A 14,828-nucleotide genomic window follows, 5' to 3' on the forward strand; every position below is an offset into this window, starting at 1 on the left:
CGGCAGCCGCGGACACCTCGACTTCTCGACCACCGAGCACGTCATGCTCGGCGAGCCGCGTCCTCGATCAGTTGGCAACCACCCGCGGCGCTTCGGTGTCGGTGTCGTCCGTGAAACGACGTTCGAGTTCGGCGCCTTCGATGTCGAAGTCGGGCACGTAGCGGGCGAACCACCGCGGGTGGTACCACATGCGATCGCCGATCAGGGCCATGACGGCGGGCACCAGGGTCAACCGGACGATGAAGGCGTCCAGCAGCACCCCCACGGCGAGCGTGAACGCCAAGGGTTTGACGATCGGGTTGTCGACGGTGGCGAAGGCGACGAAGACGCCGAACATGATCAGCGCCGCGGCCGTGACGACGCGCGCCGAGTGCGCGATCCCGTTGCGTACGGCCGCGGTCGCGTCCGCGGTGCGGGTGTGCTCCTCCTTGATGCGGGACACCACGAAGATCTGGTAATCGCTCGACAGCCCGAAGATGATGGCCAGGGTGATGATCGGCAGGAAGCTCAGCGTCTCCGCCTTGGTGACATGCAAAAGGCTTGCGCCCCAGCCCCATTGGAAGACGGCGACCTGCGCTCCGAGGGCCGCGAACACCGAGAGGATGAACCCGACGATCGAGGACAGCGGTACCAGGACGGTCCGGAAGGCGATGGTCAGCAGTACCAGCGCCAGGCCCACGACGACAACGAGGAAGACCGGCAGCGCCGCACCCAACCGGCGTGAGGTATCGATGTTCGCCGCCGTGGTGCCGCCCACCAGATACGTTGCCCCGGAGCCGCTCTCGATGGTCGCGCGGTCATCGCGCAGGCGGTTCACCAGATCGGCGGTCGCGCTGTCGTCGGGACCGGTCTTGGGCACGACCTGGATCAGGACCAGGTTGTCGCCCGTGCCCGCCGGCTGCACCACCGCGACGTCGGGCTCCTGCCGCAGCCGGCCCATCACGGTCTGCGCCGCGTCCGAGCCGGTGGCGTGCGAGAGGTCGGTCACCACCAGCAGCGCTCCGTTGAACCCGGGGCCGAACGACCGGCTCACCAGGTCATATGCCCTGCGGGCGGTACTGGACTCCGGTTGCGTTGCGCCACTGGGTAATCCGAGATCCATACGGGTGGCGGGCAGCGCGATCACCACGAGCACCGCGATACCCAGCACCAGCAATGGAACCCGGAAGCGGGTGACGAACCGTCCCCAGGCGTGGCCCGCGGTGCGCTCGGGCTCGTAGGCGGCGATGCGCGCCACCTCCTCCGGCTTTCCCGGGTGCAGCGGCGGCGAAATGAACTTGGCGACCGTGCCACCGGCGAGACTGAGCAGTGCGGGCAGCAGGGTCAGCGCGACGAGCATGGCCACCAGGACCGCACCGGCGGCGGTCAGGCCCATGACGGTGAGGAACGGAATGTTCGCGACCGCCAGCCCGCAGAGTGCGATGATCACGGTCACCGCCGCGAACACCACCGAACTGCCCGCGGTCCCGACCGCCAGCGGAATCGACTCCGCCACAGCCATTCCCAGCACCACCTGGTGGCGATGCCGGGAGAGGACGAACAGCGCGTAGTCGATGCCACAGGACAGGCCCAGCATCAGTGCCAGCGAGGTCGCCGCGGACGGCACGTCGGTGTAGGCGGCGATGCCCAGGATGCCGGTGAGACCGATACCCACGCCGACCAGCGCCGTGATGATCGGCAGTCCCGCCGCCACCACCGCGCCGAAGGTGATCAGCAGAATGATGAAGGCGGCAATGACACCGAGCATTTCGGGCGTGTGCGGGACCTCGGGGGCGAAGCCCGGATAGACGGCACCGGAGAACTCGACCTGCAGACCGGTGTCACGCGCCTGGTCGGCGACCCGGGTCACCTGGTCGAGGGTGGACTGCTCGACCTCACCGGCCGACACGGAGAACTGCACACTGCCCAGCGCGACATGCTGATCCGGCGAGACCGCCTTGGCCTGGAACGGGTCGACCACCGCGGCGACCTGCGGCAGCCCCTTCAACTCGGCCATCACCTGCTCGATCTCGCCGGTTACCGGTTGATCGGTCACCGTGGCCAGGTTCGACGTCGCGAACACGACCTGCATCTGCGCACCCGAGAAAGCGGGCATCCGCTGCTTCAGCAAGGAGACCGCGTCCTGCGATTCGGTGCCCGGAACCGTGAAATTGTCGTTGGTTCTTCCGCCTGTCGCGGCGGCGAATCCGATGGCGGCGGCCAGCAGCACGATCCATATCGCCAGCACCCACCAGCGGCGGCGGACAACGACCTGGCCGAGTGCGTACAGATAGCGGGACATGCGGGTCCTCTCGTGGAGACACCATCCGACCTTCGACCCAACGCAGCGATCACAGACCTATCGGTACGGTAACACGCCAGATGATGATTTCCTCATAAACGTTGTCATGGTCAGCAACCGGCTCGTCACCTTCGCGCCTGCGCGCCCGGATGGAAAGAAGGCGATGCCGCGCACAGCGACTGCACGTCCCCGCAGCACTGCACGGTGCCGTCCGGGCGGACCAGCGCCGCGACGGCGCGACCCTGCCTCACCCAACGATGCAGCTCGGTACCGGGCTCCGCGACGACGATGAATCCGCCGCGCTGTTCGACGATCAGTCGGCACTGCGGCTCGGGCTCGCGCACGGTGATGACGGTGTAGCGCCCGTTCATGGCCTCGTCGAGGCGGCGCCCGTCGGCGAGCCGCACGTTGGGAACCAGCCGACCCCTCAACCGTCGGCGCAGGCGCGGCCCGCGCTCGGGACCCGAGAGGTGCAGGGGCGGGGATTCGCCGCTGGTGAGCATCTGGGTGAGACCGGGGATCCGGTGCAGGCGCGGTGCCAGCAGACCGCGCAGCCGGTTGCCCAGTTCCCCACCGTCCGTCATGGTGACGCCGGTGAGCTTGGCCAGCCGGATCATGGCCCGCGCGTGTGGTTTCCGCTCCGTCTCGTAGGTATCGAGCACGTCCTCCGGGAGTTCCCCGCGCAGCACGCCCGCCAGTTTCCACCCGAGGTTGGCCGCATCGCGCAGGCCCGCGCCCATGCCCTGGCCGATGAACGGCGGGGTGAGGTGCGCGGCATCGCCGAGCAGGAACACCCGGCCCCGGCGCCAGCGGTCGGCCAGCTGGGCCCGGAAGGTGTATTCCGCGACGCGGACCAGTTCGAGATCCGCCTCCGGAACGCCGCCGAGCCACGGGTCGAGCAACGGGCGCAGCCGACCCGGATCGCCGAAGTCGGCGGCGGTCTCGCCGGGCAGGAGCCGGAATTCCCAGCGGTAGCGGGTTTTTCCGATGCGCATGAACGTGGCCGCGCGCGCCGGATCGCACACCTGGTGCACGCCTTCCCACTGCCCCAGGTCCCGTGGCGTGGCGACGTCCACCACCAGCCAGCGCTGCTCGAATCGCAGATTCCGCATGCGCGCGCCGATCGCGCCGCGGACAACACTGTTGGCGCCGTCGCAGCCCAATACGTAACGCGCACGTACAGATTCGGCATCACCGGTTACCAGATCCGTGAAATCAACACGGACACAGCCTGATTCCTCGGTGATGGCGGCGACCTCGACGTCACCGCGCAAAGTCACCCCCGGATGCCGCTTCAGGTTGACCCGCAGGATCGCCTCCAGTTCCGGCTGGTCGAAGAGGTTCGCCTCCGGATACCCGCTGCGCCCACCGGCCGGGTCGCGATCGAACTGGGCCAGCACCCGCCCGCTCCGGTCGAGGAGCCGCAGCCCCAGGGCGGGCCGGGAGATCCCGTCGAATTCCCGGCCGACTCCCAGACGTTCCAGGATCCGGCGGATCTCGCCGTCGAGGTGCACTGCCCGCGGTTGTGGATAGACATCCGCCCACCGCTCCAGCACCAGAGTGTCGATCCCATGGTGCGCGAGCAACGTGGCCGCGGTAATACCGGCCGGGCCCGCGCCGACGATCACCACCGGGATCATCGCGGTGCTCACTGCGAAACCCCGGCCAGCACGGCCAGGTAGCCGAGTGTGACCAGTCCGGTGCCCGCCGCGGGCGCGTACTCCGCCACGCCGTCGCCGTTGCGGAGATGGGCGGCCACCGCACCGGCCATCAACAGTGCCAGGCCGATTCCCGCGGCAATCCCGATCGGCGGCCGGGCCGGACCGATCAGCAGCCCACTCGCGCCGGCGATTTCGAGCGCTCCGATGGCCCGGTAGGCGGCGGTCGAGTAGCCCAGACGCGCAGCACGTTCCCGCATCGACGCGAGGGCGAGCGTCTTGGCCGCACCGAACGACAGGAACTCCACCGCGAGCACCGCGGCCAGCACGGTCGACACGACCTTCATCGGCGCACCTCGACCTTCCAGGTGATCGCGTAGCGACCGAGGATCGCCTCGACGGCCCCCTGCGCGGCCCCGGAGCCGAGCTCGACGACGGTCACGATCGCGCCGTCCTCGACCTGCGCGGCGACGCCGAGCACGGCCTCGACTCCGGCCAGCGCATCCAGCACCTCGCGACGAGTGGCGTCGGCGCGCAAGCCGAGCTTGTACGGCTTGCCGACGTCGGTCACCGGCAGGACATCCAGCACCGTGACGGCTTTCGGCGCGGCGGCGCGTTCGGGCACCCGCTCCCCCGCCCAGGCAACGAGATCCGCCTCGCTCACCTCCGCACCGGGCACCAGGGTCACATAGGCGACGGGCACCTCCCCGGCATGTACGTCCGGGCGGCCGACCGCGCCAGCCGCGGTCACCTGCGGGTGGGACAGCAGCGCGTCCTCGATGACCGCCGGATCGAGATTGTGACCGCCGCGAATGATGAGATCCTTTGCGCGACCGTGTAGATGAATGAAGCCATCGGCATCGACGTGCGCGAGATCACCGGTGCTCAACCACCCGTCCACCACGGCACCGAGCCCGTCCAGCACGTGCCCGTGCTCGGTGCGGCCGGTCACGTAACCGGCGAAGACCGTCGGTCCGCCGATCACCAAAATGCCGGTCTCACCGGCGGGGAGTTCGGTCCAGACCCCGTCCTCGGGCGTACGAACAACCTTGACCTGCTGATAGGGCATGCGCTGTCCGACCGAGCCGGGACGCGGCAGATCCGGGAAACTGCGGGCGGTCGCGCACGTCGCCTCGGTGAGGCCATAGCCCTCGACCAACGTGACCCCGGTGTGCGACTGGAAGTTCTCGCGCACGGCGGACGGCAGCGGGGACGCGCCGACCATCGCGTAGCGCAGGCTCGAGATGTCCGCGCCGATCGGGCACTGCGCCAGCACCGCGTACACCGTCGGCACCGCGCTCATGGCCGCGATCCGGTAGTGCGCCACGATATTCCAGAACTCTCCGTAGAGAGCGAGGTCCCGATATCCGAGCGGCCCGGCCCATACCACCGGCTGACCGCGGAACAAGGGCGCGAGGAGAGTCACGACGAGTGCGTTGACATGGAACAGCGGCAGCGCGGCGAAGATCACCGAGTCCTCGTCGAGCAGGGAGTTGGCCGCGATCATCCACGCATTGACAACCTCACCGGACTGCCGGTGCGCGGCCAGTTTCGGCACTCCGGTGGTACCGCCGGTGTGGAACAGGGCCGCCAGATCAGTTGCGGCGGGGGGCTCCCCGGCGAAAGCGTCCCAATCCTGGTCAGCCGCAATGGCATCGAGATAGTCGATGCGCACACCGTCGACAATGGGCAGCGGCACGGTATCGACTGCGGCTGCGGCTGCGGTCGGCCGTAGCACCAGTACCGCATCCAGCAGACCCTGGGACGCGAGTTCGTATGCCGACGCCCAGATGTCGGCGGCGAGTTCGGGGCCGGCGGTGATCAGCACCCGAGCACCGGAGCGGAGCAGGAGCTCCGCGATGTGCGCCTGCGACAGGCCGCCGTTGATCGGTGCGGCGATGCCCGCCAGCTGCGCGGCCAGGGTGGCGGGAATCAGCTCGGCGCAGTTGGGCGCGATCAGGGCAACAGCGTCGCCGCGGCGCACGCCGAGTCCGTGCAGCAGGTTGGCATAGCGGTGCACCTCGGCGAGCAACTGAGAGTAGGTGCGCCGCACCGGTTCCCGCCAATTCGAGGCATCGGACAGCACGGTGACGGCCGTACGTTCCGGCCACTGTCTCGCGGCGCGTAACAGCAGTGCGTAGGTCGACTCGGGCAGCCGGCGCTCGGCCAGGGGCACCGATTCGATAGCGCTCAGGTCTTTCGGACCGGTGTAGCGCGGCCACAGGAGGGCTTCGGCGTCGGTCTCGAGAGTCGGGGTCACCGCGCGTACCTCACGACCGTGCGCTGGCGACCCAGATCGAGGATTTCATCGTCGGTGCCGATGGTCGCCTCGACCACGTCGCCGTCCCGCAGGTACTTCGGATTCTTGGCCTGGCCTTCGAAGAACAGTTTCCACTTCAGCTTCGGCGGCAGCAGCGACGCGATGATCTCGACCGGCTTCGGCGGAGCGCTGAGCGCGGTGCCGATCGGGGTTCCGGTCAGCAACAGGTCTCCGGCATCCATGCGCTGGAACCGGCTCAACGCCCGCAGCGTCTCGACCGGCCGGTAGATCATGTCGGCGACCGTCATGTCCTGGCGCACTCGGCCGTTCACCCACAGCCGGAGGCGCAGATCGGTGAACCGCTCGAGTTCGCCGGCGTCCAGCAGCACCAGCGCGGGGCCGACGGGTGTGAAGGTCGGGTACGACTTCGCCTCGTAGAACTGGGTTTTCGGCAGCTGCACGTCCCGGGCCGACACGTCGTTCGTCACGACCAGACCCGCGATGTAGTCGCCGAGGGAGTCATCGTCGATCTCGGCGCCGACCGGCAGCTCGCGGCCGAACACCAGGCCGATCTCCACCTCGTAGTCCAGCAGCTCGACATGCGCTGGCCGGATCACGTCGTCGTAGGGACCGCTGATCGATCCGGAGCTCTTGCGGAAGAAGGTCAACGGCACGGTCTCGGGGTTCATCCCCGAGTCCTTCACGTGGGATGCGAAGTTCGTCATCTGCGCGACGACTCGACACGGCGCGGTCACCGGAGAGATCAGCGAAAGACCTTCCACCGGAACAACATCCGAGCTCGTGGCCGCTGCGTCGATCGCCGCCCGATCCGCCAGCAGTTCGCGCGTCGTGGACGCGACCGAATCGATGCGCGCCGCACCGGCAGGTGTCCGAACCCACCAGGCGTCCGCGGTACGGAGAACGGAAATGCTCATGAATTGGCTACTTTCAGCAGGCCGCGCAGGCGGCGGAGATCGAATTCGTTGTCCTCACACAGCGCGTCGAGGATGGAGCGCACTTCTCTGAGCGATTCCCGCCCGGGGGCGAGACCCAGGAAATCCTTGGTGGCGGGCGGCCCCCACTGCGCCAGACCCGACGCGCTCATCGGCGCCCAGCCCGGCTCGAGGGTGCAGTCGAACATGTCGCCGTCACTGAAATGCTCGACCATGAAGCCGTCGGGATCCCGCCAGTAGTCGAAGATCTGACTGCCCTGGATATGGCGTCCGATTCCCCACGACCGCTGATAACCGTGGTCGAGGAGGTACTCGCCGCCGGCGGCGAGCGCATCCAGATCGGCGACCTGGTAGGCGGAGTGCACGTACCGGTTGGACGGCCCGAGGGTGAGCGCCAGTGTGTGATGGTCCGCCGGAGTCGCGCCGCGGTCGCAGCGAATGAAGCTCATCACCGGCCCGCGTTCCCGCTGTCCCGGGTAGAAGAGGAAGTCGCTGACGATCAGGCCCAGATAGCGCAGGTACCAGTCGAGAGTCTCCCGGTACTTCGTGGTCTGCAGCACGACGTGGCCGAGGCGCTGCACCTGCGCCGGAATCCGGGGCGGCCGCTGGATGGCATTGACACGCAGTACCTCGTGCCCGCTGTTGAACACCTGCGGCCGCTGGGCGGGCAGGCCGGGCAGTTCGTGGGTTTCGGCGACGACTCGGACCCGCAGCCCGCGCGGATCCATCAGCCCGAGACCCAGCCCGCCGAGCGACTCCGGCAGCGGCTGCGGTCGCAGACCGGTTTGCTCGCCCAGACGCAGCAGATCGCCGGTCTCGGCGGCCCGGAAAGCCGGGCCGACGAACCGGGACCGATCACCGCGCCGCACCAGCACACAGGGCGACCCGGCGTCGGTTCCGCGCAGGTGCAATTCCTCGGATGTCCGCGCGGCGGTGGTGAAACCGAAAGCGCGAGAAAAGATCTCGGCGCGCTCCAGATCGGGCTTCTCGAACTCCAGCCAGGCCAGATCGAGCACCTTCACCACGGGATTGCGGGCGCGGCCGGGGTGTTCACCCCGCACTGCGCCCTGCTCACTGTGCAGGCCGTTGTGCACGTCGTGATGTCCACTCATCGACGCTCCCTTCAGGTTCTGACGATATCGTCATTCACGAACCAATAGTCAGTCAAGACCTTCTGAAAATTTCGTCAGAACTGACCCGGGGAGCTATGCTGGTCGGCCTACGGTGTCAGGGAAGAGGTGGACAGCGATGGTCACGCAATCCGGGCAACCCAATCGCCTGGAGCGCCGGAAGGCGCGTACCCGCGCGGCGCTCGTACGGGCGGCGCAATCGTTCCTCGCGGCGGGCAAACTCAGCGTGCCGATCTTGGAGATCACCCAGGCCGCCGACGTCGGTATGGGCTCGTTCTACAACCACTTCCAAACCCGCGAAGAACTGTTCGAGGCCGCCGTCGAGGAAGCGCTCGATCTGTACGGCGTCGCGCTCGACACCCTCTGCGAAAACCTCGGCGACCCGGCTCAGGTATTCGCCCAGAGCTTCCGGCTCACCGGGCGCCTGCACCGCCGCAACCCGATGCTCAGCAAGGTCCTGATCAACAACGGCCTACAGCTCGCGCGCTCCGAGAAGGGCCTCGCCCCCCGCGCACGCCGCGATATCGAGGCCGGTGTCCGTGCCGGACGATTCGATGTCCGCGATACCGAGCTGACCATGACCATCGTCACCGGCGCCGCCATCTGCCTCGGCCAGCTCCTGCACGAGCAGCCCGAACGCGACGACGCGGAGGCGACGGATCAGGTCACCGAAGATCTGCTGCGCATGTTCGGACTCTCCGCAGACGACGCGCACGAGATCTGCGGGCGTCCACTGCCGTCGCTCGACGCACTGCCGCACACCGACACCGCGGCCTGAACACGCCCGCCGGAATCGGCGCACCGCGCACGCGACGGTTTGGTGTGTGGATGCCGTTCGTGCCGCTCCGGGGCTCACTGCGGCTTGCGAACCAGAGGCACTCGCCGGCGCCGACGACGGCCCGGCACCGGTTTCGGCGGGCGTCGAGGGCGGCCGTACCGCAGCAACTCCATCAACACATCCTCCGCCGCGCGATACCGCGGGAGGTCGACCCAGAGCCGCCACACGACCTCCGGATCGCCGGGCTCGAGCACAGTCGCGCGCACAGGCAGGACGTAGGCTGCGATTCCTGCGTCGATCAATGCGAAGAGCACTCTGTAGACCTGCGACTCGGCCAAGTCGGCGAGGACTCCCCAGGAATGCGCGTTCAGCCCGTTGGCCAGTCCGCGGGAGGGAACCCAGTGCGGAGCGCTGCGCGACCCAGACCACGGATCGGGAACTTCACGTGCCGTCGTCATCGCGCCCGGCCTTGCACGGGATGCCGATCGATTTCCACCGCGTCCCACCCGTTCCGACTGCCGGACAGGCGGATTGGTGCACGGAACCGAGGCATACCGCAGTCTATCCACCCGGTTGCGCCTCCGCGCGCGGTCGGGCCGCACCTGCGCCTGCATACGAACGCCACCGTTAGAGCTACATCATGTAACAGATACCATCTGGATCGTGGCTAAGCTCAAGGTCTCCGTAGACGTCCCGATCCCGCCCGAGAAGGCCTGGTCGCACGCCTCCGACCTGGCAGAACTCGACAAATGGCTCACCCTCCACGAGGGCTGGCGCGGCCCTGTCCCCAACACGCTCACTCCCGGGACCCGCCTCATCGGCGTCGCCACCGTCAAAGGCTTCCGCAACCGCGTCACCTGGATCGTCGAAACCGCTGAACCCCCGAACCGCTTGGTCCTCAACGGTTCCGGTATCGGCGGCACCAAATTCGGTATCGAACTCCGCGTCGCCCCCAACCCCACCGGCTCCAAGGTCACCGTCGACTTCAACCTCGGCGGCGCGCCTCTCTTCGGCCCCATCGGCTCGGCCGTGGCCCGCGCCCTCCGCGGCGACGTCGAACGCTCCCTCGACCGCTTCGTCCAGCTCTACGGCTGACCCCGCGCAGAACGGCACGGTTACGACCCGAGAGTTCGGGTTACTACGTTCGATTCCCGTCCATGGCGTCGCGGCGGACCGCGGTGACGGCCTTGCGGGCGGCGACCTGGATGGGGTCCCAGACCGGGGAGAAGGGCGGGGCGTAGCCGAGGTCGAGGGCGACGATCTGGTCGACGGTGAGGCGAGCGGTGAGAGCCACGGCGGCGATGTCGATACGCTTGCCCGCCCCTTCACGGCCGACGATCTGGACACCGAGCAGGCGACCGGTGCGGCGTTCGGCGAGCATTTTCACCGTCATGGGTGCGGTGCCGGGGAAATAGCCGGAGCGACTGGTGGATTCGATGGTGACGGTGACGAATTGCAGTCCGACCGCGTGGGCGTCGCGCTCGCGCAGGCCGGTGCGGGCGACCTCCAGGTCGCACACCTTGCTGACCGCGGTGCCCACCACGCCGGGGAAGACGGCGTAGTCGCCGCCGACGCCCGAACCGATGATCTGGCCGTGCTTGTTGGCGTGTGTACCGAGGGGAATGTGACGTTCGGAGCCGGAGACGAGGTCGAGCACCTCCACGCAATCGCCTCCCGCCCAGATGTTCTCGTGCCCGCGCACCCGCATGGCGAGATCGGTGAGCAGACCGCCGGACTCTCCCAGCGGGAGACCGGCCGCGCGGGCGAGGTCGGTGGCGGGGCGGACGCCGATACCGAGAACCACCACATCGGCGGGGTATTCGCCGTCAGCCGTGGCGACGCCGGCGACCCGGCCCTGCGCATCGGTGTGGACGGCCGTCGGCTCCGTATTGCCGATGACCTGAATCCCCATGCCCTGCATGGCCTTCCGGATCAGCACACGCATATCGGGATCGAGGGTGGACATGGGCTCGGCGCCGCGGTTGAGCATGGTGACCTGGAATCCCCGCTGGATCAGCGCCTCCGCCATCTCCACGCCGATATACCCCGCGCCCACCACCACCGCACGCCGTCCCGCGATCGACTCGAGGGTGCCGATGAGGGCTTGCCCGTCATCGAGTGTCTGCACCCCGTGCACCCCGGCCGCATCGATGCCCGGCAGCGCGGGCCGGATCGGCGTCGCGCCGGTGGCGATCACGAGCTTGTCGTAGCCGGTCCAGCTCTCCCGACCGGTGTCGAGCTCGCGAGACCGCACCCGCCGCCCGGCGACATCGATCTCCACCACTTCGGTCCGCAGCCGCAGATCGATACCGCGCGCCCGATGCTCGGCGGGCGTCCGCGCGATGAGATCGTCCAGGTCACCGACGTCTCCGCCCACCCAGTACGGAATCCCGCACGCCGAGTACGAGGTGAAGTGCCCTCGCTCGAAAACGACGATCTCGAGCTCCTCCGCGCTCTTCAACCTGCGCGCCTGTGACGCCGCCGCCATTCCCGCAGCATCCCCGCCGATGATCACCACGCATTCGCCCATGCCCCACACGTTACGAGCGTCACGAGCCGCCGACCCCGTACCGGCCGCGTCGGCGATCGACAGTGTCGGCCTGATCGTCGAGAAGGTGCACCTGATGACGCCGACGGTGGCGCAGGGTTTTCGGATGTCGGCTACCGAGATCCGGCGACGGTCGCGCGCAGGGTCCGAATCCACCAGTCGATCATGGGATCGGACGCGGTCGCTTCCAGTCCGGCGCTGCGACGGAACTCGTCCCCGAACAGTGGTTCCATCACCATGGCCTGGTGCAGGGCGGCCACGGTCAGCTGGATGTCCTTGCGGGACGGCGACTTCCGACCGGCGGCCGCGCACTCCTGCCGCGCCCGGGCATACAACCGGTCGACGACCTCGTTGAGCATTCCGCTGCGGGAATCGCGCCAGCCGGACCGGTTCAGCGCGAGCGCCAATTCGGCATAACCCCCGGCATACAGCCGGTGCAGCGCCTGCACCAAACCGGCGGGATCGACCGGGCCTTCGTTCCAGGTCTCCAGCACGGCGTGCAGCTCGGCCCGCAGGGTGGCTCCGCCGAAGCGCAGCAGTGCTTCCAATAACTGGTCGCGGGTGCCGAAGTGGTGGTTGATCGCGGCATCGGTGACGCCGATCTCGGTGGCGACGGCGCGCACCTGCACGGCGGCCGGACCGCCCGAGGCGAGCAGCCGGCTCGCCGCTTCGAGGATCATCCGCTTGGCATCGTCGGGGTTGCGCCGGATTCGCGTGGCCACCGCCCGATATTACCTTGACAGAAAAAGGTAGCTTCCTTACCTTGGATGTCCAAGGTAACCGTGTCGTGCACGGCCTCGGCCGAGACGAGGAGTCACCCATGACCGAAACCGACACGACACTTCGGGCGCATCCACGCCGCTGGGCGGTGCTGGCGGTGATGTCGTTCTGCATGTTCATCGTCGTCATGGACAACACGATTCTCGTCGTCGCGTTGAAATCGATTCAGCAGTCGCTTTCGGCGACCAATGCGCAGCTGCAGTGGGCGCTGGACGCGTACACCCTCACCTACGCCGCGCTGATGTTCAGCACAGGCGTCCTGGGCGACCGCTTCGGCCGCCGCACCGTATTGATCTGCGGCATGGTGTTTTTCGCCGTGGTGTCCACCGCGGGCGCATGGTCCGCCGACACCGCACAGTTGACGCTGTGGCGGGCCCTGATGGGTATCGGTGCGGCCGTGGTGCCCGGCTGCAGCATGGCGGTGATCACCACCGCGTTCCCACCGGCCGAGCGCGCCAAGGCAATCGGGCTGTGGTCGGTGGCCAACGGCATCGGCATCGCCTGTGGCCCGGTGATCGGCGGGGCCCTGGTCGGTACGTTCTGGTGGGGATCGGCGATGCTGGTCAATGTGCCGCTGGCGGTGCTGGCCGTGATCGCGATCTTCCTGCTGGTCCCCAATACCAAGGATCCGCGGCCGGGGCGCTTGGACATCGCGGGGGTGGGCCTGTCGATCGCCGGAGTCGGGCTGCTGGTGTACGGCGTCATCGGCGGCGGCGAGCCCGGGGGCTGGCTGCGCGCACAGGTGCTCGGCCCGATCGCGGTCAGCGTGCTGCTCCTGGCGGCACTGGGGTGGCACTCGCGGCGGGCGGCGAACCCGGCGCTGGATCTGATGTTGTTGCGTACCAAGAAGTTCGCCGCCGGGGCCGCCACCATGTCGACGACCTTCTTCGCGGTCAACGGCGCCAGCTTCGTCCTGGTGTTCTATGTGCAGATCCTGCGCGGCTTCTCGCCGTTGGCGTCGGGGCTGCTGATGTTGCCGGTGGCGGTGGGCGCGGCGCTCACGGGCCAGCGCAGCGATGTCCTGGTGGCCCGGTTCGGCTCGGCGGCCGTGGTCGCCGCGGGCGCGATCGCCCTGTGCGCCGGGTGCATCGGGTTCACGCTGCTCGGCGCGCACACCAGCATGTGGGTGTTCGCGGTGCTGCAGTTCGTCGCCGGTCTCGGTTTCGGCGCGACGCTGGCGCCGTCGATGGCGGCGGCGCTGTCGGTGGTGCCGGGCGATCGGTCCGGCGCCGGCTCGGCGCTGGCGAACACCTTCCGGCAGTTGGGAACCGCGCTCGGGGTGGCCGTGCTGGGGTCCTCGCTCGGGACGGTGTACCGGGACCGATTGGGCGCGCGGATCGACATCCTGCCCGAGCCCGCGCGGGCCGAGGCCGGTAACTCGCTCGGATCGACCTTGCTCGCCATGGGGCAGGCGCAGACCGGAGCGCACGGGTACCAGCCGGCCGAGCTGGCCGAATTCTCCCGCCGGGCACCGGAATTGGTCGCCGCCGCGCACAGCTCGTTCCTCACCGCGATGCAGGTCACCATGGTGATCAGCGCCGTGGTCTCGGCGATCGCGGCGGTGATCGCAATGCTGTGGTTGCCCCGCGCCACACCCCGGGAACGGCCGTCGGCCTGGAAGGCCACGGCGCCCGTGGGTTCCGAGGTGGGCCTGTCATGACGCCGGGACGACCGGCCGAACCGGTCACCGCGCCGCTGTTCGTCCGCAGGTCCGGGACCGGCCCGCCCGTCGTGCTCGTTCACGGCGGGCTGCCCGCGCGCCAGTCCTGGGCCCGCCAGCGGGAACTGTCGGCGGCCTGGTCGCTGCTGATCCCGAGCCGACGGGGCTTCTCACCGAGTCCCGCCGCGCGCCGGCAGGACTTCCTCGTCGATGCCGACGACCTGGCGCGGCTCATCGAGACCGTCCCTGGCGGAGCACATCTCGTCGGATTCTCTTACGGCGGCTTGGGCATGTGTGTGGCGGCCGGGCGCCGGCCGGTACAGGTCCGGTCCCTGACCTTGATCGAGGTACCGCTCTGGACGGTCGCCCGCGCGGACGCATCGGTCCGCGGACTGGCGGCCCTCGCCGATCGCTTCGCCACCGGCGCGCACGATGCCCGGACGGACCGAGAATTCTTCGCCATGGCGGGCATCGATCGGAAGCTGCTCGAGGCGGCGGACGACGACATGCGGCAAGCCATGCGGCTGGCCCGTGACTTTCGTTCCCCGAGTGAGGCGAACCCCCGGTTCGATCGGATCGTCGAGGCGCGCATACCGGCGCTGGTCGTCTCCGGAGATCACAACCCGGCGATCGAGGTGCTGTGCGATGCCATCGCCACCCGGATCGGCGGGCGGCGAGTCCGCTTGCCCGGTGCCGGGCATGCGGTCCAACGTGCGCCGGGATTCAACGCGGTGCTGGAGACCTTCCTGACGGCGGCGGAACACCGCAGTCGATGACCGC

Annotated in this window: 12 protein-coding genes; 4 read left to right on the plus strand and 8 right to left on the minus strand. The window is 68.6% G+C overall.

All coding sequences use genetic code 11. From position 1 onward, the window contains the following. Positions 1-67: 67 nt before the first annotated feature. The 6 genes from ABZ909_RS12300 to ABZ909_RS12325 form a co-directional block, all read right to left on the minus strand. Positions 68-2,281, minus strand: coding sequence for an MMPL family transporter (locus tag ABZ909_RS12300; protein ID WP_356998144.1), 2,214 nt, complete (start codon positions 2,279-2,281; stop codon positions 68-70). Positions 2,282-2,406: 125 nt separating this feature from the next. Beyond that, entirely contained in the window at positions 2,407-3,933 is a 1,527-nt protein-coding gene (locus tag ABZ909_RS12305; RefSeq protein WP_356998145.1) for a bifunctional 3-(3-hydroxy-phenyl)propionate/3-hydroxycinnamic acid hydroxylase, read from the minus strand. After that, a complete protein-coding gene (locus tag ABZ909_RS12310; RefSeq protein WP_356998146.1) occupies positions 3,930-4,286 on the minus strand; it encodes a DoxX family protein in 357 nt (118 codons plus the stop codon). Before ABZ909_RS12310 ends, ABZ909_RS12305 begins: the two co-directional genes overlap by 4 nt. After that, on the minus strand, positions 4,283-6,199 hold the full coding sequence (locus ABZ909_RS12315; protein WP_356998148.1) for an acyl-CoA synthetase: 1,917 nt from the start codon (positions 6,197-6,199) through the stop codon (positions 4,283-4,285). The genes ABZ909_RS12310 and ABZ909_RS12315 overlap by 4 nt, the downstream gene beginning before the upstream one ends. Then, the gene (locus ABZ909_RS12320; RefSeq protein ID WP_356998150.1) at positions 6,196-7,134 is read right to left on the minus strand and encodes a fumarylacetoacetate hydrolase family protein; all 939 of its coding nucleotides are present in this window, start codon (positions 7,132-7,134) and stop codon (positions 6,196-6,198) included. The genes ABZ909_RS12315 and ABZ909_RS12320 overlap by 4 nt, the downstream gene beginning before the upstream one ends. Further along, on the minus strand, positions 7,131-8,264 hold the full coding sequence (locus ABZ909_RS12325; protein ID WP_356998152.1) for a VOC family protein: 1,134 nt from the start codon (positions 8,262-8,264) through the stop codon (positions 7,131-7,133). The genes ABZ909_RS12320 and ABZ909_RS12325 overlap by 4 nt, the downstream gene beginning before the upstream one ends. Positions 8,265-8,400: 136 nt before the next feature. On the opposite strand from ABZ909_RS12325, the gene ABZ909_RS12330 reads away from it, so the two are divergent. Both ABZ909_RS12330 and ABZ909_RS12335 read left to right on the plus strand, forming a co-directional pair. Continuing rightward, positions 8,401-9,060 carry a TetR/AcrR family transcriptional regulator gene (locus ABZ909_RS12330; protein WP_356998153.1) on the plus strand — a complete coding sequence of 220 codons (660 nt, stop codon included), beginning with the start codon at positions 8,401-8,403 and terminating at the stop codon, positions 9,058-9,060. Between the two features lie 663 nt (positions 9,061-9,723). Continuing rightward, complete coding sequence (locus ABZ909_RS12335) at positions 9,724-10,155, plus strand: SRPBCC family protein (protein ID WP_356998154.1); 432 nt, start codon at positions 9,724-9,726, stop codon at positions 10,153-10,155. A 43-nt stretch (positions 10,156-10,198) separates the two neighbouring features. Here ABZ909_RS12335 and ABZ909_RS12340 read toward each other — a convergent pair whose 3' ends face one another. After that, entirely contained in the window at positions 10,199-11,764 is a 1,566-nt protein-coding gene (locus ABZ909_RS12340; protein ID WP_356998156.1) for an FAD-dependent oxidoreductase, read from the minus strand. Then, positions 11,722-12,330: a helix-turn-helix domain-containing protein gene (locus ABZ909_RS12345; RefSeq protein WP_356998158.1), complete on the minus strand. Its 609-nt coding sequence runs from the start codon at positions 12,328-12,330 to the stop codon at positions 11,722-11,724. Before ABZ909_RS12345 ends, ABZ909_RS12340 begins: the two co-directional genes overlap by 43 nt. A gap of 98 nt (positions 12,331-12,428) precedes the next feature. Between ABZ909_RS12345 and ABZ909_RS12350 the strand changes: the two genes are divergently transcribed. After that, entirely contained in the window at positions 12,429-14,048 is a 1,620-nt protein-coding gene (locus ABZ909_RS12350; protein ID WP_356998160.1) for an MFS transporter, read from the plus strand. Next, on the plus strand, positions 14,045-14,824 hold the full coding sequence (locus tag ABZ909_RS12355) for an alpha/beta fold hydrolase (RefSeq protein ID WP_356998162.1): 780 nt from the start codon (positions 14,045-14,047) through the stop codon (positions 14,822-14,824). Before ABZ909_RS12350 ends, ABZ909_RS12355 begins: the two co-directional genes overlap by 4 nt. The last annotated feature ends 4 nt before the right edge of the window (positions 14,825-14,828 follow it).

The organism is Nocardia sp. NPDC046763, from assembly GCF_040645495.1.
Taxonomy (GTDB): Bacteria; Actinomycetota; Actinomycetes; order Mycobacteriales; family Mycobacteriaceae; genus Nocardia.

What these genes read in the sequence shown, in the direction of transcription:
- ABZ909_RS12300 (WP_356998144.1), bottom strand. Translation starts at nt 2,281, where the DNA reads ATGTCCCGCTATCTGTACGCACTCGGCCAGGTCGTTGTCCGCCGCCGC.
- ABZ909_RS12310 (WP_356998146.1), bottom strand. Translation starts at nt 4,286, where the DNA reads ATGAAGGTCGTGTCGACCGTGCTGGCCGCGGTGCTCGCGGTGGAGTTC.
- ABZ909_RS12320 (WP_356998150.1), bottom strand. Translation starts at nt 7,134, where the DNA reads ATGAGCATTTCCGTTCTCCGTACCGCGGACGCCTGGTGGGTTCGGACA.
- ABZ909_RS12325 (WP_356998152.1), bottom strand. Translation starts at nt 8,264, where the DNA reads ATGAGTGGACATCACGACGTGCACAACGGCCTGCACAGTGAGCAGGGC.
- ABZ909_RS12330 (WP_356998153.1), top strand. Translation starts at nt 8,401, where the DNA reads ATGGTCACGCAATCCGGGCAACCCAATCGCCTGGAGCGCCGGAAGGCG.
- ABZ909_RS12350 (WP_356998160.1), top strand. Translation starts at nt 12,429, where the DNA reads ATGACCGAAACCGACACGACACTTCGGGCGCATCCACGCCGCTGGGCG.
- ABZ909_RS12355 (WP_356998162.1), top strand. Translation starts at nt 14,045, where the DNA reads ATGACGCCGGGACGACCGGCCGAACCGGTCACCGCGCCGCTGTTCGTC.